The organism is Synechococcus sp. CS-205 (assembly GCF_025128255.1).
Lineage (GTDB): Bacteria > Cyanobacteriota > Cyanobacteriia > PCC-6307 > Cyanobiaceae > Regnicoccus_A.
On record NZ_JAHLZB010000004.1, the window covers coordinates 39,012 to 55,060 of the forward strand.

Sequence of the window (16,049 nt, forward strand, 5' to 3'; positions counted from 1 at the left end):
TTGCAGGTCAGGGATCAGCTCTGGCCGCGGAAGGAGTTCCAGCGCTCCTGCCACGACGCCAGCAGGGCCTGGCGGTCGCTGCTGCGCACCAGGCGGGTGAGGGCGAAGCGGCTGAGCCAGATCACCCCGGCCAGCTCCAGCAGCCCAGGCACGAGTGGAAGGCTTTCGAGCGCTCCCAGCAGGGCGGCGTAGATCCTGAGCACCACCAGCAGGGCCAGAAAGCCCGCCAGAAGCTTCAGGGGGGAGCTGTACTGCTTCAGCTGCTTCTGGAAGTCACCACTGTCGAACCAGGTGCGGATCTTGCCTGTGAGCAGCTCCCACTCGCCGCCTCCAGTTTCGTCGCCGCTCTCGTCACTGGCGGGGATGTGCAGGGTGGTGGCCACGGCTGGATCAGCCGACGGCTGCGCCGCCACGGCAGGAGCTGGGTCGGGCTCCGGCTCAGGCTCAGGCTGAGGCTCGGCTTCTGGTGCCGTTTCGGCCTCGATCTCGATGGGGATCAGCTTCTCCGGCTCCACGCCGACCTCAGCGGAGACAGGATCCTGCCCGGTCTCGGTGCTTGTCTCTTCATCACCAAGGGGGGGCGGGGATGGCAGGTCCCGGTCTGGATCGGACTCGTGGAATGCAGAAGAGGACTCAACCATCGGTTGTCGCGAAAACCGCCGGTGGAGCTTACGCCGATTCCCCCGGCTTGTCCCTGCCGCCGCTGACAGGCTCAGCCCTCCAGGGGTATCAGCCCTGGGCGATCGCTCAGGGGAACCAGGGGAAGCCGCAGGGGAAAGGAGCCATTGCGCAGCCGCTGGATCAGTTCGGCGCTGATCTCCTCGGCGAGGCGAGGGCTGTGGGCCGGCGCACAGCGCAGGCGGCGGGCATCCACCTGAATCTCGCCGGCGAGCAGTTGGCTGTAGGGAACGAATCCGAAGCTCGGTCGGATCCGGCGGGGGATCGAGAAATCCAGCACGGGCGCCTCGAGCTGGTCGTCGCCGCAGGCAGCCTGGCGGGCCACAGCCAGGCTGATCAGGGGAACGGGCGCCGCAATGGCCACCAGCAGGGCGCTGCCATGGCCCTCGAAGTGGCAGGGGCGGATCCACTCGGCCTTCAGCTCCGCCAGATCGACACTCACCGCCGCCACAGCCCCCGGCCCGCGGGCATGGCCGCTCGGCAGCCGCCGGAGCTGGGGCTGGTGGCCGCTGCCGGCGCCGATCACCCAACCGATCGCCCCCCCCACCAGCACGGGTGAACCGGGTCCCAGCAGGCTCAGGCCTGGCATGGTCAGGCCGATGCTGCGACAACCACCACCGCTGTAGAGGGCACTGCCGTAGGGGCCCAGCAGGGGGCCGTAGGGGCTGTGGGTGACCCCTTCGGCACTGCTCACCGCCACGATGCCGTTCTCGCTGATGGCGCGGTGCAGCAGCAGACGCGCCACACCGAGGCGCTCCAGCTGCAGGCGGGTCTGGAGTTCACGGCGAGGATGCAGGGTCGTGCCTTCACCCGTGGCCACCAGCTCCACCTCCAGGCCGGCGAGCAGCTTGCCCAGCACCTGGGCGCCCCCCCGCTGCTCGGGATCGGAGAGCCCACCCCCGATCGGCAGACACAGGCCCCCGCTGCCGCTGGCACCAACGGCCGCGACCCCATCCAGCCGCGCCTCGCGCAGGCGCATGGGCGGATCACAGGGGCCGAGGCTGAGCTGAAGAGTGGCCTGGTCGGTGAACTCGGCGTTGGCGGCCACCACCACATCCGTGCCTGTGTAGGCCGCCTCCAGCCCCTCGGCAGCCACCAGGGCGCGGAAGTCCGCTCCGCTGCGCACCACCAGGTCACCGTTGCTCTGGCGCTCCATCAGCTGCGTTTCGCTGCGGGGGCTGGGGGAGACGGAGCCCATCGGCGCAAGCAGCCCGAAGACGGTGGCCCCAGCCTCGCTTAACGTGGCCTTCGGCAGTGTGGTGTGAGATGGCGGATCCAACGGGTCCCGGCGAATCCGACGGACGGATCATCCAGACCGACCTGCGCAATGAGATGTCGCGCTCCTACCTGGAGTACGCGATGAGCGTGATCGTGGGACGGGCCCTGCCCGATGCCCGCGATGGCCTCAAGCCGGTGCATCGCCGCATCCTCTATGCGATGTATGAACTGGGCCTCACCAGCGATCGCCCCTACCGGAAATGTGCCCGGGTGGTGGGTGAGGTGCTCGGTAAATACCATCCCCACGGTGATACGGCTGTCTATGACGCCCTGGTGCGCATGGCCCAGGACTTCTCGATGCGGATGCCGCTGATCGACGGCCACGGCAACTTCGGCTCGGTGGACAACGACCCACCGGCTGCCATGCGCTACACCGAATCACGGTTGCAGGCCCTCACCACCGACAGCCTGCTCGAAGACATCGAAGCTGAAACCGTCGATTACATCGACAACTTCGACGGCTCCCAACAGGAACCCACGGTGATGCCGGCGCGGGTTCCTCACCTGCTGCTGAACGGTTCCTCGGGCATCGCGGTGGGCATGGCCACCAACATCCCGCCCCACAACCTCACCGAACTGATCAACGGGTTGCTGGCCCTGATCGCCGATCCCGAGATCGATGACCGGGCCCTGATGGCCCTGATTCCCGGTCCTGATTTTCCCACCGGGGGTCAGATCCTCGGCCGTCGCGGCATCCGTGAGACTTACACCACCGGCCGCGGATCGGTGACGATGCGCGGGGTGGCCGCCATCGAAACGCTGGAAATCCCAGGCCGGCCCGATCGCGATGCGGTGATCATCACCGAACTTCCCTACCAGACCAACAAGGCAGCGCTGATCGAGCGTATCGCCGAGATGGTGAACGACAAGAAGCTCGACGGCATCTCCGACATCCGTGACGAGAGTGACCGCGATGGCATGCGGATCGTGATTGAACTGCGTCGGGATGCCTATCCCCAGGTGGTGCTGAACAACCTGTTCAAGCTCACGCCCCTCCAGAGCAACTTCAGTGCCCACATGTTGGCGCTGGTGAATGGCGAGCCTCTCCTGCTCACCCTGCGTCGCATGCTGCAGGTCTTTCTCGATTTCCGCATCGAGACGATCGAGCGGCGTACCCGGTACTTCCTTAGGAAGGCCGAAGAGCGGGATCACATCCTTCTTGGCTTGCTGCTGGCGCTGGAACAACTCGATCCGATCATCGCCCTGATCCGTGCGGCGGCTGATGCAGCCACCGCCCGCCATCAGCTGCAGGAGCGTCATGGCCTCAGTGAGATTCAGGCTGATGCGATTCTGCAGATGCAACTCCGTCGGCTCACGGCCCTCGAGGCCGACAAGATCCGCCTGGAGCATGAGGATCTCGTAGCCAAGATTGCCGACTACAAAGACATTCTTGGCCGACGCGAGCGCGTTCTTGGATTGATCCAATCAGAGCTGAATCAGCTACGTGATCGCTATCCGTCCGAGCGACGGACAGAAATTCTTGATCTCGAAGGAGGGCTCGAGGACATTGACCTGATCGCCAACGAGCGTTCGGTGGTGCTGCTGACCGAGAACGGCTACCTCAAGCGCATGCCGGTGAGCGAGTTCGAGGCCACCAGCCGCGGAACCCGTGGCAAGGCCGGAACCCGAAGCCAGGGCGAGGAGGCGGTGCGGCTGTTCATCAGCTGCAACGACCACGACACCTTGCTGCTGTTCAGCGATCGTGGCGTGGTCTATGCCGTTCCCGCCTACCGGGTGCCGGTGGGAAGTCGGGGAGCCAAAGGCACCCCCGTGGTGCAGTTGCTGCCGATTCCCCGCGAGGAGCAGATCACTTCGCTTGTGGCGGTGAGTGCCTTCGACGACGACGTTCAGTTGCTGATGCTCACCAGCGGGGGCTACATCAAGCGCACCCGCCTCTCGGCGTTCGCCAACATCCGCTCCAATGGATTGATCGCCATCAGCCTCGAAGACGGCGACGCCCTGCGCTGGGCGCGGCTGGCCCTTCCTGGCGACAGTGTGCTGATCGGTTCGCTCAAGGGGATGACGATCCACTTCCGCCTCACCGATGGTGAACTGAGGCCCCTGGGCCGGACCGCCCGCGGTGTGCGCGCCATGGCCCTGCGACCGGGCGATGAGCTGGTGAGCATGGACGTGCTGCCGGCCGAGCTGGCTGATCAGGTGGCCAGCAGTTCGGCCAGCGCGGGCGACGACGAGGACACGCCGGAGACAGCCGAGAGTGCCGAGGGCCCATGGGTGCTGGTGGCGTCCGCCAGCGGGCTGGGCAAGCGCGTGCCGGTGACCCAGTTCCGCCTGCAGCGCCGGGCCGGCCTGGGCCTGCGGGCCATCAAGTTCCGCCGCGACGGAGACGTGCTGGTGGGGCTCACGGTGATGGGACCTGGAGAGGAATTGCTGCTGGTGAGCGAGCGGGGCGTGATTGTGCGCATGCAGGCCGACGCGATTCCCCAGCAGTCGCGGGCTGCCACCGGGGTGCGCCTCCAGAAGCTCGACAGCGGGGATCGCCTCAGCGAAGTGGTGCTGGTGCCACCGGCTCCTGAGGAGGACGCCAGTGTCGATGACTCCGGCCAGCCCGTTGATCAGCCCCCATCGCCGGAGTCCGCCTGACGTTTCCCATCGCCGCTGATGTGCTGGTGCTCGGCGCCGGTCCGGCGGGGCTGGCGATCGCCAGTGAGCTCGTTCCCTTGGGCCTCAAGGTGGTGGGGTTGGCGGCCGATGATCCCGCCAGCCCGTGGCAGAACACCTACGGCATCTGGGCCGACGAGCTGGATCAGCTCAACCTCTCCCATCTGCTGGAGTACCGCTGGTCGAACTGTGTGAGCTATTTCGGCGCTGAGCCGGTGAGCCTCGGCCGCGACTACGGCCTGTTCGATCGCGAGAAGCTCCAGGGCCACTGGCTGGGCCGCAGCGCAGGCATGAGCTGGCGCCGTGGTCTGGCGGCGGAGCTCAGCCACGATGAGCGGGGCTCTCAGGTGACAACCCGCGACGGGGACGTTCTCACGGCCCGGCTGGTGATCGACACCACCGGCCATGATCCGGTCTTTGTGCGGAGACCGGTCCTTGGACCTGTGGCCGCCCAGGCTGCCTACGGGATCGTGGGCACCTTCTCGGCGGATCCGGTGCCTCCCGGCCAGTTCGTGTTGATGGATTACCGCAGCGATCATCTGAGCGAGCAGGAGCGCTTGGCCCCTCCCACCTTCCTGTATGCCATGGACCTGGGCGGAGGCCGCTTCTTTGTCGAGGAAACCTCCCTGGCGCTGGCCCCTCCGGTACCGATCGAGGTGCTCGAAGATCGCCTCCGGCGGCGGCTGGCCCACCGAGGTGTGGCCGTGGTCCATGTCCAGCATGAAGAGCGCTGCCTGTTTCCGATGAACCTGCCGTTGCCCGATCTCCGCCAGCGGGTGATGGGTTTCGGAGGGGCCGCCAGCCTGGTCCACCCCGCTTCGGGCTACCTGGTGGGCTCCTTGCTCCGCCGTGCCCCCGGCCTGGCGGCCGCCATCGCCACCGCCCTGGCCGGGGGTGATCGTTCAGGCGCCCAGGTGGCTGAAGCGGCCTGGGCCGCCCTCTGGACTCCGGAGCTCGTGCGCAAACACGGGATCTACCAGTTCGGTCTGGAGAAGCTGATGCGCTTCTCCGAGCAGGAGCTGAGGCAGTTTTTCAGCACGTTCTTCGCCCTGCCTGAAGCGCAGTGGTTTGGCTTCCTCACCAACACCCTCAGCCTGAGCGAGCTGGTGGCAGCGATGGTGCGCCTGTTCGCCCTGGCTCCAGCCGACGTGCGCTGGGGGTTGATGCAGCCGAAAGGACGCGAAGTTTCCCTGCTCTGGCGAGCCGTCCGCGGTTAGCCGACTCCCGGGCCCTCAGCGGAACACCAGAACCGGCAGAGGCGCATGGATCAGCACCCGCTGGGTCTGGCTGCCCAGCAAGAGGCCACTCAGACCCCTGCGGCCGTGGGAGGCCATGAAGATCAGATCGCAGCCATGGGTCTGGGCAGCCTCGATGATCGCCTCGTGGGGCAGATCGTTGACCACCCCTTCGCCACTGCAGGGGACACCGGCGCTGTTCGCCACGGCTTCGGCCTCCGCAAGGATCCGTTCGCTGTTCTCCCGGGCCACCAGGCTGAGGTGCTCGAGGGTGCCCCCGTCAAGCATGGTCCCGGTGCCCACCATCGACACGGGCAGGATGCTCCGGGCATTGAGAAAGGTGATCCGCGCGCCCACTTCCTTGGCAAAGGCCACAGCTCCCTGGACGGCCCTGAGGGAGACCTCGGACCCATCGATGGGGACAAGCAGGTGGGAATACATGGGGTGGAGTCCGAGGGGGGATGGCCAGCCCAGGGGGAGTCGTCGTGGAGGAGCGTAACTGGGCTGAGGTGTCTGTTCCTGGAAGCGATCAAGGAAGAACCTTGTGGGGCTGATCGCGCCGTCGCGTGTCGGGGGGATGGTCAGCAGGGCTTTACCAGGCTGACACTGGCCCAGTCCGCCGCGTTCAGCTGGGGAAAGAGGCCATCGTCGGCTTCGAGAGCCTCCAGCCAGCTTTCGGGCAGCTCCGCTCCGGTGTCGATGGCGTGCATCAACCGCCAGAAGCGATCCAGATGGCGGTGGATCCGCTGCCGGGCCAGCTCTGTGGTGGTCCCCGCCCGGAGAATGAAGCTCCAGTCCGAGCTCTGGGCCAGCAGCAGTTCCCGTCCCGCCTGGTGGAGCAGCCGACGTTGACGCTCGCCGGCAACGCCGCCATTGACCCGCTTCACCATGGCTTCGGAGGCACGGTGCCACTCCGGCACCACCCAGGCATTGCTCTGGTGAAGCCAGTAGTGGTGATACCCCCCCTGGCCCCAGCTCGAAGGGGACGGACGGCAGATCTGCAGGGACTTCCCCTCCGCCAGGGAGCTGCGCAGGCTGGAAAAGCCCACGCCCGCTGCGGGCCCCTGGCGGAACAGTTCGGCGAGGAAGTGGGGCCCCTCGTACCACCAGTGGCCGAACAACTCGGCATCGAAGGGGGCCACCAGCAGAGGGGGACGGTCCATGGCCCTGGCCAGGTCCGCCAGTTCCTCGCTCCGGCCGGCCAGGTAGGTCGCGGCGTGCTCCACGGTCCGCCCGGCGGCGGCCTCCGGGTCGTACGGCTGTTTCTGATCGAGGGGGCAGTTCCGGCCGCTGACCCGATGCAGTTTCAGGCCCAGGGGTCGGGCTGAGGGGATGCCATGGGCCCGCAGCTCCTCTTCGGGCAGGTCCCAGCCCAGATCACGGTGAAATTCCCGGTAGTCGCCATCGCCTGGATAGCCTTCCGAAGCCGACCAGACCGGCAGCGTGGCAGCCCCATCGCGGGCGAAGAAGGCGATGCCCGCCGGTGAGCAGATCGGCGCGTAAACCCCGTAGCGGGGCCTTGGCAGGGCGTGCAGCAGGCCATGGGCGTCGAGCACGGCATAGCGCAGGCCGCACTGCCGCAGGAGCAGGTCAAGACCTTCGTAGTAGGCGCACTCCGGCAGCCAGATCCCGAGCGGCCGCACCCCCAGCAACCGCTGATGCTCACGCACAGCATTGATCAGCTGGGCCCGCACGGCTTCAGGGCTGTGGCGCAGCAGTGGCAGGTAGCCGTGGGTGGCGGCGCAGGTGAGCAGGTCGAGCACCCCATCCCGCTGCAACTGCTGGAAGCGATGCAGCACCTGGCCGCCGCTCTCGATCCAGCCCTCGCGAGTGCGCTCCAGGGTGTCGGTCAGGGCCGCAGCGGCGCCCCCCTCAGCGGGGGGCGCCTGCCGGAGCAACTGAAGGCGCTGGGCCAGCCAGCCAGGGAACCGCGCACTGAGCACGGGGTCGCTGATCAGGCTGAGCAGGGTGGGGGAGAGCCCGAGGCTGAGGCAGGGGCTTTGGCCGGGATCATCCCGGCTCTCCTCCAGGACCTGAAGCAGGGGCAGGTAGCTCTCGAGCAGAGCCTGGAAGTACCAGTCTTCCTCCAGAGAGCCCGGATCGCTGCTCCGGACGTAGGGGAGATGGGCATGAAGGACCAGGGCCAGGGTGCCTTTGGCCATTGACCATCCATGGGTGGAGGCACTGTACGGGTCTCCCTCCGGCAACCCTTTGTGCCTTCACTCCTAGGCTGGTGAGAGAGGTGGGATGGTAGTCAGGTGGATCAGGGCAGGATCCGGCGCGGGATGTTCGTGGACGGCCACGGAATGTTCTATGCCCAGCAGAAGCTGGGCTGGTTCTTCGATCCCCGCAGGCTGCTGGAGCTGTCGGCTTCCGAGCCGGGCGTCGAACTTGATGGGGCCTTCTGGTACACGGGCCTGAAGGATCCGGCCGATCAGCGGCCCTTCCGCGATGCACTCACCAGCCTGGGCTACACGGTTCGTAGCAAACCGCTGCGGGAATTCGGTGCGGATCCGGAGCATCGTCAGTTCGCCAGGGCGAATCTGGATGTGGAGATCTGCCTGGATCTGATGATGGTGGCCCACCGGCTTGATGAGGTCTGGCTCCTGAGCGGCAGCCGCGATCTGGAACGGTTGGTGGAGACCCTTCGGGCCCGGGGGATCAGGATCGTGCTGCTCAACACCGATGGGATGGTGCCTCGGGAGCTGCGCAATGCCGTTGACATCTTCCTGGACCTGGCCGGGTTACGGGAGAAGCTGGAGAAGGCCGAGGCGGTCCAGGCGCCTGTGTTCCAGCGGGGATCCGAGAGCTCGGTGCGGGTTGAGCCGATCAGCAGGGAGCTGGTGCGCCGTCCGCTGGAGCGTCCCGACGGCGGTTCCCGTGAGGTGGTGATCGCTCCCTCCCCCTAGGATCAGGTCAACTCATAGTCACATCGACTTGCAACGGTCATGGCCAAGGACCCCGGCCGCGTACTGATCTTCGACACCACCCTGCGGGATGGCGAGCAATCCCCCGGGGCCAGCCTCAACCTCGAGGAGAAGCTGGCGATCGCCCACCAGCTCGCCCGCCTGCGGGTCGACATCATTGAGGCGGGCTTCCCCTTCGCCAGCCCCGGGGATTTCAATGCTGTGCAGCGCATCGCAGCCGCCGTCGGCACCCCCGAAGGACCGGTGATCTGTGGCCTGGCCCGGGCCGCCCAGGGGGACATCAAAGCCTGCGCGGAAGCGGTGGCTCCTGCCGCCAACCGCCGCATCCACACCTTCATCGCCACCAGCGACATTCACCTCGAGCACAAACTGCGCAAAAGTCGCGCTGAGGTGGTGGCGATCACCGCAGAGATGGTGGCCTACGCCCGCTCCCTCGTCGAAGATGTGGAGTTTTCCTGTGAGGACGCTGGTCGCTCCGATCCCGACTACCTCTACGAGGTGATCGAAGCTGCCATCGCCGCCGGTGCCACCACCATCAACATCCCCGACACTGTCGGGTACACAACGCCGGCTGAATTCGGTGGCCTGATCGCCGGTATCAATGCTCACGTGCCCAACATTGACAAGGCTGTGATCTCCGTGCATGGCCACAACGATCTCGGTCTGGCGGTGGCCAACTTCCTTGAGGCGGTCAAGAACGGAGCCCGCCAGCTGGAGTGCACGATCAACGGCATCGGTGAACGGGCCGGCAACGCCTCCCTCGAGGAGCTGGTGATGGCGCTGCACGTACGCCGCAGCTACTTCAATCCCTTTCTCGGCCGCCAGGCAGGCAGCTCTGAGCCGCTCACGGGGGTGCGCACCGAGGAGATCTACAAGACCTCACGCCTGGTCAGCAACCTCACCGGCATGGCAGTGCAACCCAACAAGGCGATCGTGGGGGCCAATGCCTTCGCCCATGAATCGGGCATCCATCAGGACGGGGTGCTCAAGAACCGGCTCACCTACGAGATCGTCGATGCACGCACCATCGGCCTGGCCGACAACCGCATCTCCCTGGGCAAGCTGAGCGGCCGCAGTGCGTTCCGGGCGCGGCTGGAGGAGCTCGGCTACACCCTTGAGCGTGACGACCTCGATGAGGCCTTTGCCCGCTTCAAGGAGCTGGCCGATCGCAAGCGGGAGATCACCGACCGTGATCTCGAGGCGATCGTCAGCGATCAGGCCCAGCAGACCGAAGCCCGCTACGCCCTGAAGCTGGTGCAGGTGAGCACCGGCACCAATCTTCAGCCCACGGCCACCGTCACCCTCACCACCAGCGATGGGGCCGAGCTCACCGAGGCCGCCATCGGCACCGGTCCTGTCGACGCCGTCTGTCAGGCCCTCAACAGCCTGGCGCGGGTGCCCAATGAGCTCGTGGAATTCAGCGTCAAGTCCGTCACCGAGGGCATCGACGCCATGGGCGAGGTCACGATCCGCCTGCGCCACCAGGGGGTGCTCTATTCCGGGCATGCCGCCGACACCGACATCGTGGTGGCTGCGGCGCAGGCCTTCGTGAATGCCCTCAACCGGCTGGTGAACGCGACGGAGCGCCAGCCCCTGCATCCCCAGAAAGCATCGCTGCCGGTGGCGGAGCTGCCGCGGCTGTGAAGCAGCAACGGGCTCTCTGGGCAAGCGTTCTGCAACTGGGGGCCCTGCTGATGCTGGCCCTGCTGATGCTGGTGCCCCTGCTCTGGCTGGTGAGCACCTCCCTGAAGGGCCCCGCCGAGAACATCTTCTCCACCCCACCGGCGCTGATCCCAGCCCAGCCCAGCCTGGAGGCCTACGGCCGCCTCTTCGCTGATCATCCCCTGGGCCTGTACCTGTTCAACAGCACGGTGGTCAGCCTGCTGGCGGTGCTGGGCAACCTGCTGTTCTGTTCACTGGCGGCTTACCCGCTGGCGCGGATGCGCTTCGCCGGCCGCGGCCTGGTGCTGGCCCTGGTGGTGGCCACCATCCTGATTCCCTTTCAGGTGGTGATGATTCCGCTTTATCTGATGATGGTTCAGTTGGGCCTGCGCAACACCCTCTGGGCCCTGATCGTGCCCCAGGCGGCCACGGCCTTCGGCATCTTTCTGTTGCGCCAGAGTTTTCTCGGGGTTCCGGTGGAACTGGAGGAGGCGGCCCGCATCGATGGCTGCACCCCGGTGGGCGAGTGGTGGAACGTCATGATTCCCGCCGCCCGGGCCGACCTGATCACCCTGGCGATGTTCGTGTTCATCGGCACCTGGAGTGATTTCCTCTGGCCGCTGGTGATCCTCGATGACCCCAGGCTCTACACCCTTCCTCTGGGTCTGCAGCAACTGGCCGGCAGTTTCTCCCTTGACTGGCGCCTGGTGGCGGCGGGTTCCGTCGTCTCGATCCTGCCGGTGCTGGTGCTGTTCGTGCTGTTGCAGCGGTACATCCTCCCCAGTGCCAGCGGCGATGCGGTGAAGGGCTGAGGAACAACGAGCCACCTCGCGGTTCGGGTCCCCGGGACCGGGCTGCTTTCTGCTCTGCGAACAAGCGCGTCGCCGGCCTGGAGTTGTGGATGGTCCTGGGTAATCTGCGCCCTTGGAGTTCATCATCAGCCGGGCGCCGGAATGGAGACCAGCCTGGTTCTGCAGAATCTGCTCTCACCGCCGGTGCTGTTCTTCGCCCTCGGGGTGATCGCGGTGCTGGTGGGATCCGACCTGGAGATCCCGGCGCCGCTGCCGAAGCTTTTCTCTCTCTACCTCCTGCTGGCCATCGGCTTCAAGGGGGGGGTGGAGTTGCTCCACAGCGGCCTCGGTCCCCAGGTGATCAGCACGATCGCGGCGGCGATGCTGATGTCGGCCCTCGTGCCCCTGTACAGCTTCCTGGTGCTGCAGCGTCAGCTCGATACCTTCAACGCGGCGGCGATCGCCGCCACCTACGGCTCGATCAGTGCGGTCACTTTCATCACGGCCGAGAGCTTCCTGGGTCTTACGGGCATCCCCCACGACGGATTCATGGTGGCGGCCCTGGCCCTGATGGAATCCCCGGCGATCATCATCGGTCTGCTGCTGGTGAAGCTGGCCTCGAGTGAGCCGGCGGAGCAACCCCGGGAGGGAATCCGCTGGGGTTCGCTGCTGCATGAGGCCTTTCTGAACAGCTCGGTGCTGCTGCTGGTGGGCAGCCTGGTGATCGGTGGGCTCGTGGCGGCTTTCAGCCCTTCGGGGCTGGGCAGAATGGAGCCCTTCACCGGTGAGCTCTTCTACGGAGCCCTCAGCTTCTTCCTGCTCGACATGGGCATCGTGGCGGCCCAGCGGGTTGGTGATCTCCGGCGGGCCGGGGCCTTCCTGATCGGCTTCGCCGTGCTGATGCCCCTGTTCAATGCAGGTGTGGGCCTGGTGGTGTCCAGGTTGCTCGGTCTGCCCCAGGGGGATGCGCTCCTGTTCATGGTGCTCAGCGCCAGTGCCTCCTACATCGCGGTGCCCGCGGCGATGCGCATGACTGTGCCTCAGGCCAGTCCGAGCCTTTACATCTCCACCGCCCTGGGGGTGACCTTTCCGTTCAACATCGTGGTGGGCATTCCGCTTTACATGGCGATGGTGAGGCTGGTCATCCCTGCTGTCTGATTTCCGGCCCTTCCCATGCAACGCCTCGATCTGATCTGCAGCGAACGGGAACTCGAGCGGGTGGTGCACCTGATCGATTCCGCAGGCGCCCCCGGCTACTCGGTGATCCGCCATGTGACGGGGAGAGGGCCCCATGGGTCGGTCTCCGAGTCGATGGAGTTCAGCGGTTTCGGCGCCAATGTCCACGTGATGGTGTTCTGCGAGAGCGCCGTTCTCGAGACCCTCCGTCAGGGCCTGAGGCCGATCCTGGAGTACTACGGAGGGGTCGGCTTCGTCTCCCAGGCTGAGCCGTTCTGAGCCTCAGCCACCGTTTCCTTCATGGCCAGCGATCCCGCCATCGCCGCGTTCGGCTCCAGCTTCACGGCCATCACCCTGGCGGAGCTGGGGGACAAGACCTTTTTCGTGGCCTTCCTTCTGGCCGCCCGCCACCGGGGCCGCTGGGTGTTCCTCGGGGCCTTCACGGCCCTGGCGGCCGTCACGGTGATTTCCCTGGCCCTGGGCCTGGGCCTGCGCAGTCTGCTGCCGCCCGAGCTGGTGCCCTGGCTGGCGGCGCTGCTCTTCGGCGGGTTCGGCCTGAAGCTGCTGATCGATGCTCAGTCGATGGGAGCCCAGGCCGCCGAGCAGGAGGCCCAGGAGGCCGAGGACCTGGTCAACGCCGCCGAAGCCGGCCAGAGCCAGAGCAAGGCCGGCGGCTGGCTGGTGGTGCGTGAAGCCTTCCTGCTGGTGTTCATGGCCGAACTGGGCGACCGCACCCAGTTCGCCACCATTTTTCTGGCCACGGCGCCTGGTTTCACCTTCGCGGCTCTGCTGGCCGGCACCCTGGCGGGCCATGCCCTGGTCACGGGCCTGGCGGTGGGGGCGGGCAAGTGGATCGGCCAGCTCCTCTCCGAGCGGGTGCTCTACCGGCTCAGCGGGGGCCTGTTCCTGGTGTTCGCTGCAGTGGCCCTGCGCGAAGCCCTGGGTTGAGGGTCTGGGGGAAGCTCAGGGCTGGTGGCGTCCGCTGTAGTGGGCGCAGCGTTCACAGGGTCCGTCGGGCAGCACCGCGCAGCGCAGCAGCGGCGATCGGGCATTGAAGCGGCAACTGGGGTCGCCGATCACCCAGCCTCCATTCCACCAGCGTGCCTCCCTGGGCTGCCGCTCCGCTTTCACCTGCAGGGCCACACCGGCCAGCTCGTAGCGACCATTGCGCAACTGATACCGGTGATGGCGCTGCAGCACAAGGAAGCTGTTGCCGCCATGGAGAAACCAACGGCCTGGCAGGGGAATCTCGCCCAGTTCATCGAGCTCGAGCTGGGCCAGCAGGTGGCCGCTGCCGGCCTGGCGGAGTTCGACGCGCAGGGGCTTCAGGGGTTCACCTCACCGGCATCGCCGCTCACACGCCTGGAGAAGCCCCAGAGGAAGAGACCGCCCACAAGCAGCAGCAGGGTCCACTCCGGCGGCACCAGCTGGGGCAGCCCGAGGCGAAGGAGCAGCCGCAGGCCCACCAGCCCCACCGCCAGATAACCCGCCCGCTCCAGGTTGGGGTAGAGCCCCAGCCAGCGGATGAACAGTTCCGCGGTGAGGCGGAGGGCGATCACCCCGATCACCCCGCCAGTCATCACCAGCCAGAGCCGATCGCTCACGGCCACCGCAGCCGCCACGCTGTCGAGAGAGAACGCCAGGTCGGTGACGGCCAGGGTGATCACCACGGCCCCCAGTCCACCAGTGCCGGGCTGAGCCGCGAGGCCCTCGGAGGGATGCTGGCCGGCGGCGGAAGCTTTGACGGCCGCCACAGGCACCGGCTCGTCGTCGGCGGCCCCCTCGCCTGGCCGCAGCAGGTTGCTGCCGCTCAGCCAGAGCAGGTAGGCGGCGGCAGCCAGCTGCAGGGGCCAGAAGTTGAGCACCCAGCGCGCCAGCAGGATCAACCCCAGGCGGAAGAGCAAGGCCAGGCCAAGACCGAGGTTCAGGGCCTGGCGCTGGCGGGCCGGATCGTGCAGCCGCCGTGAAATGGCGGCCAGGGCTATGGCGTTGTCGGCGGAGAGCACCGCCTCGAGCGCCACCAGCAGCGGCAGCAGCAGCAACAGTTCCCCCCACTGATCCGCTTCTTCCAGCAGGGGGGTGAGGGAGGAGATCGACTCCGCTTCCATTGGCGTGCAGCGGGTTCGGTGGCGCCACTCTAGAAAGTCCCCACCACCGGCTCCTCCGCGATGCAGCTTCGGGCACGACTGGCCCATGCCGAATCCGGCCAGCGGGTGGTGGCCGTGAGCGCCTGGGAGGGAGGGCGATGCCTGGGCAGCGCCCTGGGGGAAGCACCCACGGCCGAAGCCGCCGAGGACCGGGCTCTGCAGCGGCTGCTGCAACGGCTGGAGACGTCCTCCCAGGTTGCGCCGCCTCCTGCAACGCAGTCAGACGTCAGGCCAGCGCCGGTCCCACCGGCACCTCCCGCGCCTGCCGCGTCTGCTGAACCCAGCGCCTCCGAAGGCGGAGTCGCCGGCCCTGAGGTCGAACCCCCGGCTGATCCCGACGACTGGAGCGAGGAGCTGGCGGAGCTGGAGCGTTTGTTGCGTCAGCTCGGCTGGGAGCGGGATCAGGAGTCGATCTACCTGCAGCGCGCCTTCGGCCATCCCAGCCGCAGCCGTCTGATCCGCTATGCCGATCTGCTGGCCTACCTCGGGGTCCTGCGTCGGTTGGAGCCTGGCATGGATCCGGCCAGCGCCCCCCTGCCCATGCGCCGCCCCGACCTCCTGCGCCGCTCCGACGCACTGCTCGCGCGTCTGGGCTGGGGACCTGCCGAGGGTCGGGCAATGCTGGAGCGCGAGTTCCGTCTGGCCAGCCGCCAGCAGCTCAGCGACGATGACCTGCTGCGCTTCAACGAGCTGCTGGCGCAGCGGCTGGAGGAGCCCACGGCCTCCAGCCAGGAGCAGGGCACTCCCTCGCCAGCAGGGCAGGCCCCAGGCTGAGCTGATTCTGGTTGGCGTAGGCCTCCCGCTCCAGGCTGATCTCGGAGGGGCTGGCCCTGGCATACACGGGATCCTCCAGGTGGCGCTGGCTGATCGGATCCAGCACCATCGAGAGACCCAGCAGCCTGGGCCGGGCTCCCAGTCCTCCGTGCCGGCAGCTCTGGGCCACGTGGATCGCCTCATGGTTGAGCACCCGGGCGAACTCCACGCTGCCCTTCTCGATCACATCGGGGCGGAGGCGCAGGGTGCGGGCCGACGGTTCCCATTCCCCGGCGGCCCGGGCCTTGCGGGGCGCGCCGATCACCACCTGCACCCCCACCCGCTCGAGCATGGTCAGCAGGTCTGCGATGGCCGCACGCTCGGCTTCGTGGCTGGGGGGATTGCGTCGCAGGTCCTCGATCTGCGCGATGGACAGGGCTGGATCGTCTAGACGACGTTTGTAGATGTAGCGGATTCGTCCATCGCCAAGGGGTTCGGCCCGCGGAAGCCAGGTCAGGTCAGCCGTCTTCAGTTGCTGTTGCAGCCAGGGCAGATCAGAGCGGCTGAGCACCCGATCGCCGGGCCGCGGCGGCGCCGGACGGCTGGCGAGCACCACCTCCTGCAGCTGGAACGTGAGGTCCTGCAGGGCCAGGAGGGTGTCGGTGCGTCTGGTCAGGGGGGCGAGCAGTGCCAGGGCCGCCAGACCTCCTCCTGTGCTGATCGCCAGACCCATCAGCACAGGGGCCAGGCGCCCTGGCCCGTTTGATCTGGGCCCTGATCCCC

15 protein-coding genes and 1 pseudogene are annotated in these 16,049 nt (G+C 67.1%); 9 read left to right on the forward strand and 7 right to left on the reverse strand.

What is annotated here, in order from left to right:
* Window positions 1-14 precede the first annotated feature (14 nt).
* Together KQ297_RS00425 and KQ297_RS00430 are read right to left on the reverse strand one after the other, a co-directional pair.
* Window positions 15-515, reverse strand: coding sequence for a CAAD domain-containing protein (locus KQ297_RS00425; protein ID WP_259737679.1), 501 nt, complete (start codon window positions 513-515; stop codon window positions 15-17).
* 197 nt (window positions 516-712) lie between these two features.
* Entirely contained in the window at window positions 713-1,876 is a 1,164-nt protein-coding gene (locus KQ297_RS00430; RefSeq protein WP_259737680.1) for a homocysteine biosynthesis protein, read from the reverse strand.
* Between the two features lie 68 nt (window positions 1,877-1,944).
* Here KQ297_RS00430 and gyrA point away from each other — a divergent pair, with 68 nt between their 5' ends.
* Together gyrA and crtL are read left to right on the forward strand one after the other, a co-directional pair.
* The gene (gyrA, locus tag KQ297_RS00435) at window positions 1,945-4,557 is read left to right on the forward strand and encodes a DNA gyrase subunit A (protein WP_259737681.1); all 2,613 of its coding nucleotides are present in this window, start codon (window positions 1,945-1,947) and stop codon (window positions 4,555-4,557) included.
* A gap of 8 nt (window positions 4,558-4,565) precedes the next feature.
* Entirely contained in the window at window positions 4,566-5,792 is a 1,227-nt protein-coding gene (crtL, locus tag KQ297_RS00440) for a lycopene beta cyclase (RefSeq protein ID WP_259737708.1), read from the forward strand.
* 15 nt (window positions 5,793-5,807) lie between these two features.
* Here the strand turns inward: crtL and KQ297_RS00445 are convergent, their stop codons facing one another.
* Together KQ297_RS00445 and KQ297_RS00450 are read right to left on the reverse strand one after the other, a co-directional pair.
* The gene (locus KQ297_RS00445; RefSeq protein ID WP_185466951.1) at window positions 5,808-6,251 is read right to left on the reverse strand and encodes a universal stress protein; all 444 of its coding nucleotides are present in this window, start codon (window positions 6,249-6,251) and stop codon (window positions 5,808-5,810) included.
* A gap of 140 nt (window positions 6,252-6,391) precedes the next feature.
* Window positions 6,392-7,972, reverse strand: a complete 1,581-nt coding sequence (locus KQ297_RS00450) for a glycoside hydrolase family 57 protein (protein ID WP_259737682.1) — start codon at window positions 7,970-7,972, stop codon at window positions 6,392-6,394.
* Between the two features lie 123 nt (window positions 7,973-8,095).
* Here KQ297_RS00450 and KQ297_RS00455 point away from each other — a divergent pair.
* The 6 genes and pseudogenes from KQ297_RS00455 to KQ297_RS00480 form a co-directional block, all read left to right on the forward strand.
* A pseudogene (locus tag KQ297_RS00455) lies at window positions 8,096-8,587 on the forward strand (NYN domain-containing protein); the annotation flags it as partial.
* Between the two features lie 171 nt (window positions 8,588-8,758).
* Window positions 8,759-10,381, forward strand: a complete 1,623-nt coding sequence (locus tag KQ297_RS00460) for a 2-isopropylmalate synthase (protein ID WP_259737683.1) — start codon at window positions 8,759-8,761, stop codon at window positions 10,379-10,381.
* 50 nt (window positions 10,382-10,431) lie between these two features.
* Window positions 10,432-11,211 carry a carbohydrate ABC transporter permease gene (locus tag KQ297_RS00465; RefSeq protein ID WP_259737709.1) on the forward strand — a complete coding sequence of 260 codons (780 nt, stop codon included), beginning with the start codon at window positions 10,432-10,434 and terminating at the stop codon, window positions 11,209-11,211.
* A gap of 141 nt (window positions 11,212-11,352) precedes the next feature.
* A complete protein-coding gene (locus tag KQ297_RS00470; RefSeq protein ID WP_259737684.1) occupies window positions 11,353-12,348 on the forward strand; it encodes a sodium-dependent bicarbonate transport family permease in 996 nt (331 codons plus the stop codon).
* Between the two features lie 15 nt (window positions 12,349-12,363).
* Window positions 12,364-12,645, forward strand: a complete 282-nt coding sequence (locus KQ297_RS00475) for a P-II family nitrogen regulator (protein WP_185466956.1) — start codon at window positions 12,364-12,366, stop codon at window positions 12,643-12,645.
* A gap of 21 nt (window positions 12,646-12,666) precedes the next feature.
* Entirely contained in the window at window positions 12,667-13,314 is a 648-nt protein-coding gene (locus KQ297_RS00480) for a TMEM165/GDT1 family protein (RefSeq protein ID WP_185466957.1), read from the forward strand.
* 15 nt (window positions 13,315-13,329) lie between these two features.
* Here KQ297_RS00480 and KQ297_RS00485 read toward each other — a convergent pair whose 3' ends face one another.
* Together KQ297_RS00485 and KQ297_RS00490 are read right to left on the reverse strand one after the other, a co-directional pair.
* Entirely contained in the window at window positions 13,330-13,686 is a 357-nt protein-coding gene (locus tag KQ297_RS00485; protein WP_185466986.1) for a DUF6464 family protein, read from the reverse strand.
* Window positions 13,687-13,691: 5 nt separating this feature from the next.
* Entirely contained in the window at window positions 13,692-14,474 is a 783-nt protein-coding gene (locus KQ297_RS00490) for a TerC family protein (RefSeq protein WP_259737685.1), read from the reverse strand.
* A gap of 60 nt (window positions 14,475-14,534) precedes the next feature.
* Between KQ297_RS00490 and KQ297_RS00495 the strand changes: the two genes are divergently transcribed.
* Window positions 14,535-15,287 carry a hypothetical protein gene (locus KQ297_RS00495; protein ID WP_259737686.1) on the forward strand — a complete coding sequence of 251 codons (753 nt, stop codon included), beginning with the start codon at window positions 14,535-14,537 and terminating at the stop codon, window positions 15,285-15,287.
* Here the strand turns inward: KQ297_RS00495 and KQ297_RS00500 are convergent.
* Window positions 15,196-15,999 (reverse strand): hypothetical protein, encoded by an 804-nt coding sequence (locus KQ297_RS00500; protein WP_259737687.1) that lies wholly within the window; start codon window positions 15,997-15,999, stop codon window positions 15,196-15,198. The genes KQ297_RS00495 and KQ297_RS00500 overlap by 92 nt on opposite strands.
* Window positions 16,000-16,049: the final 50 nt, after the last annotated feature.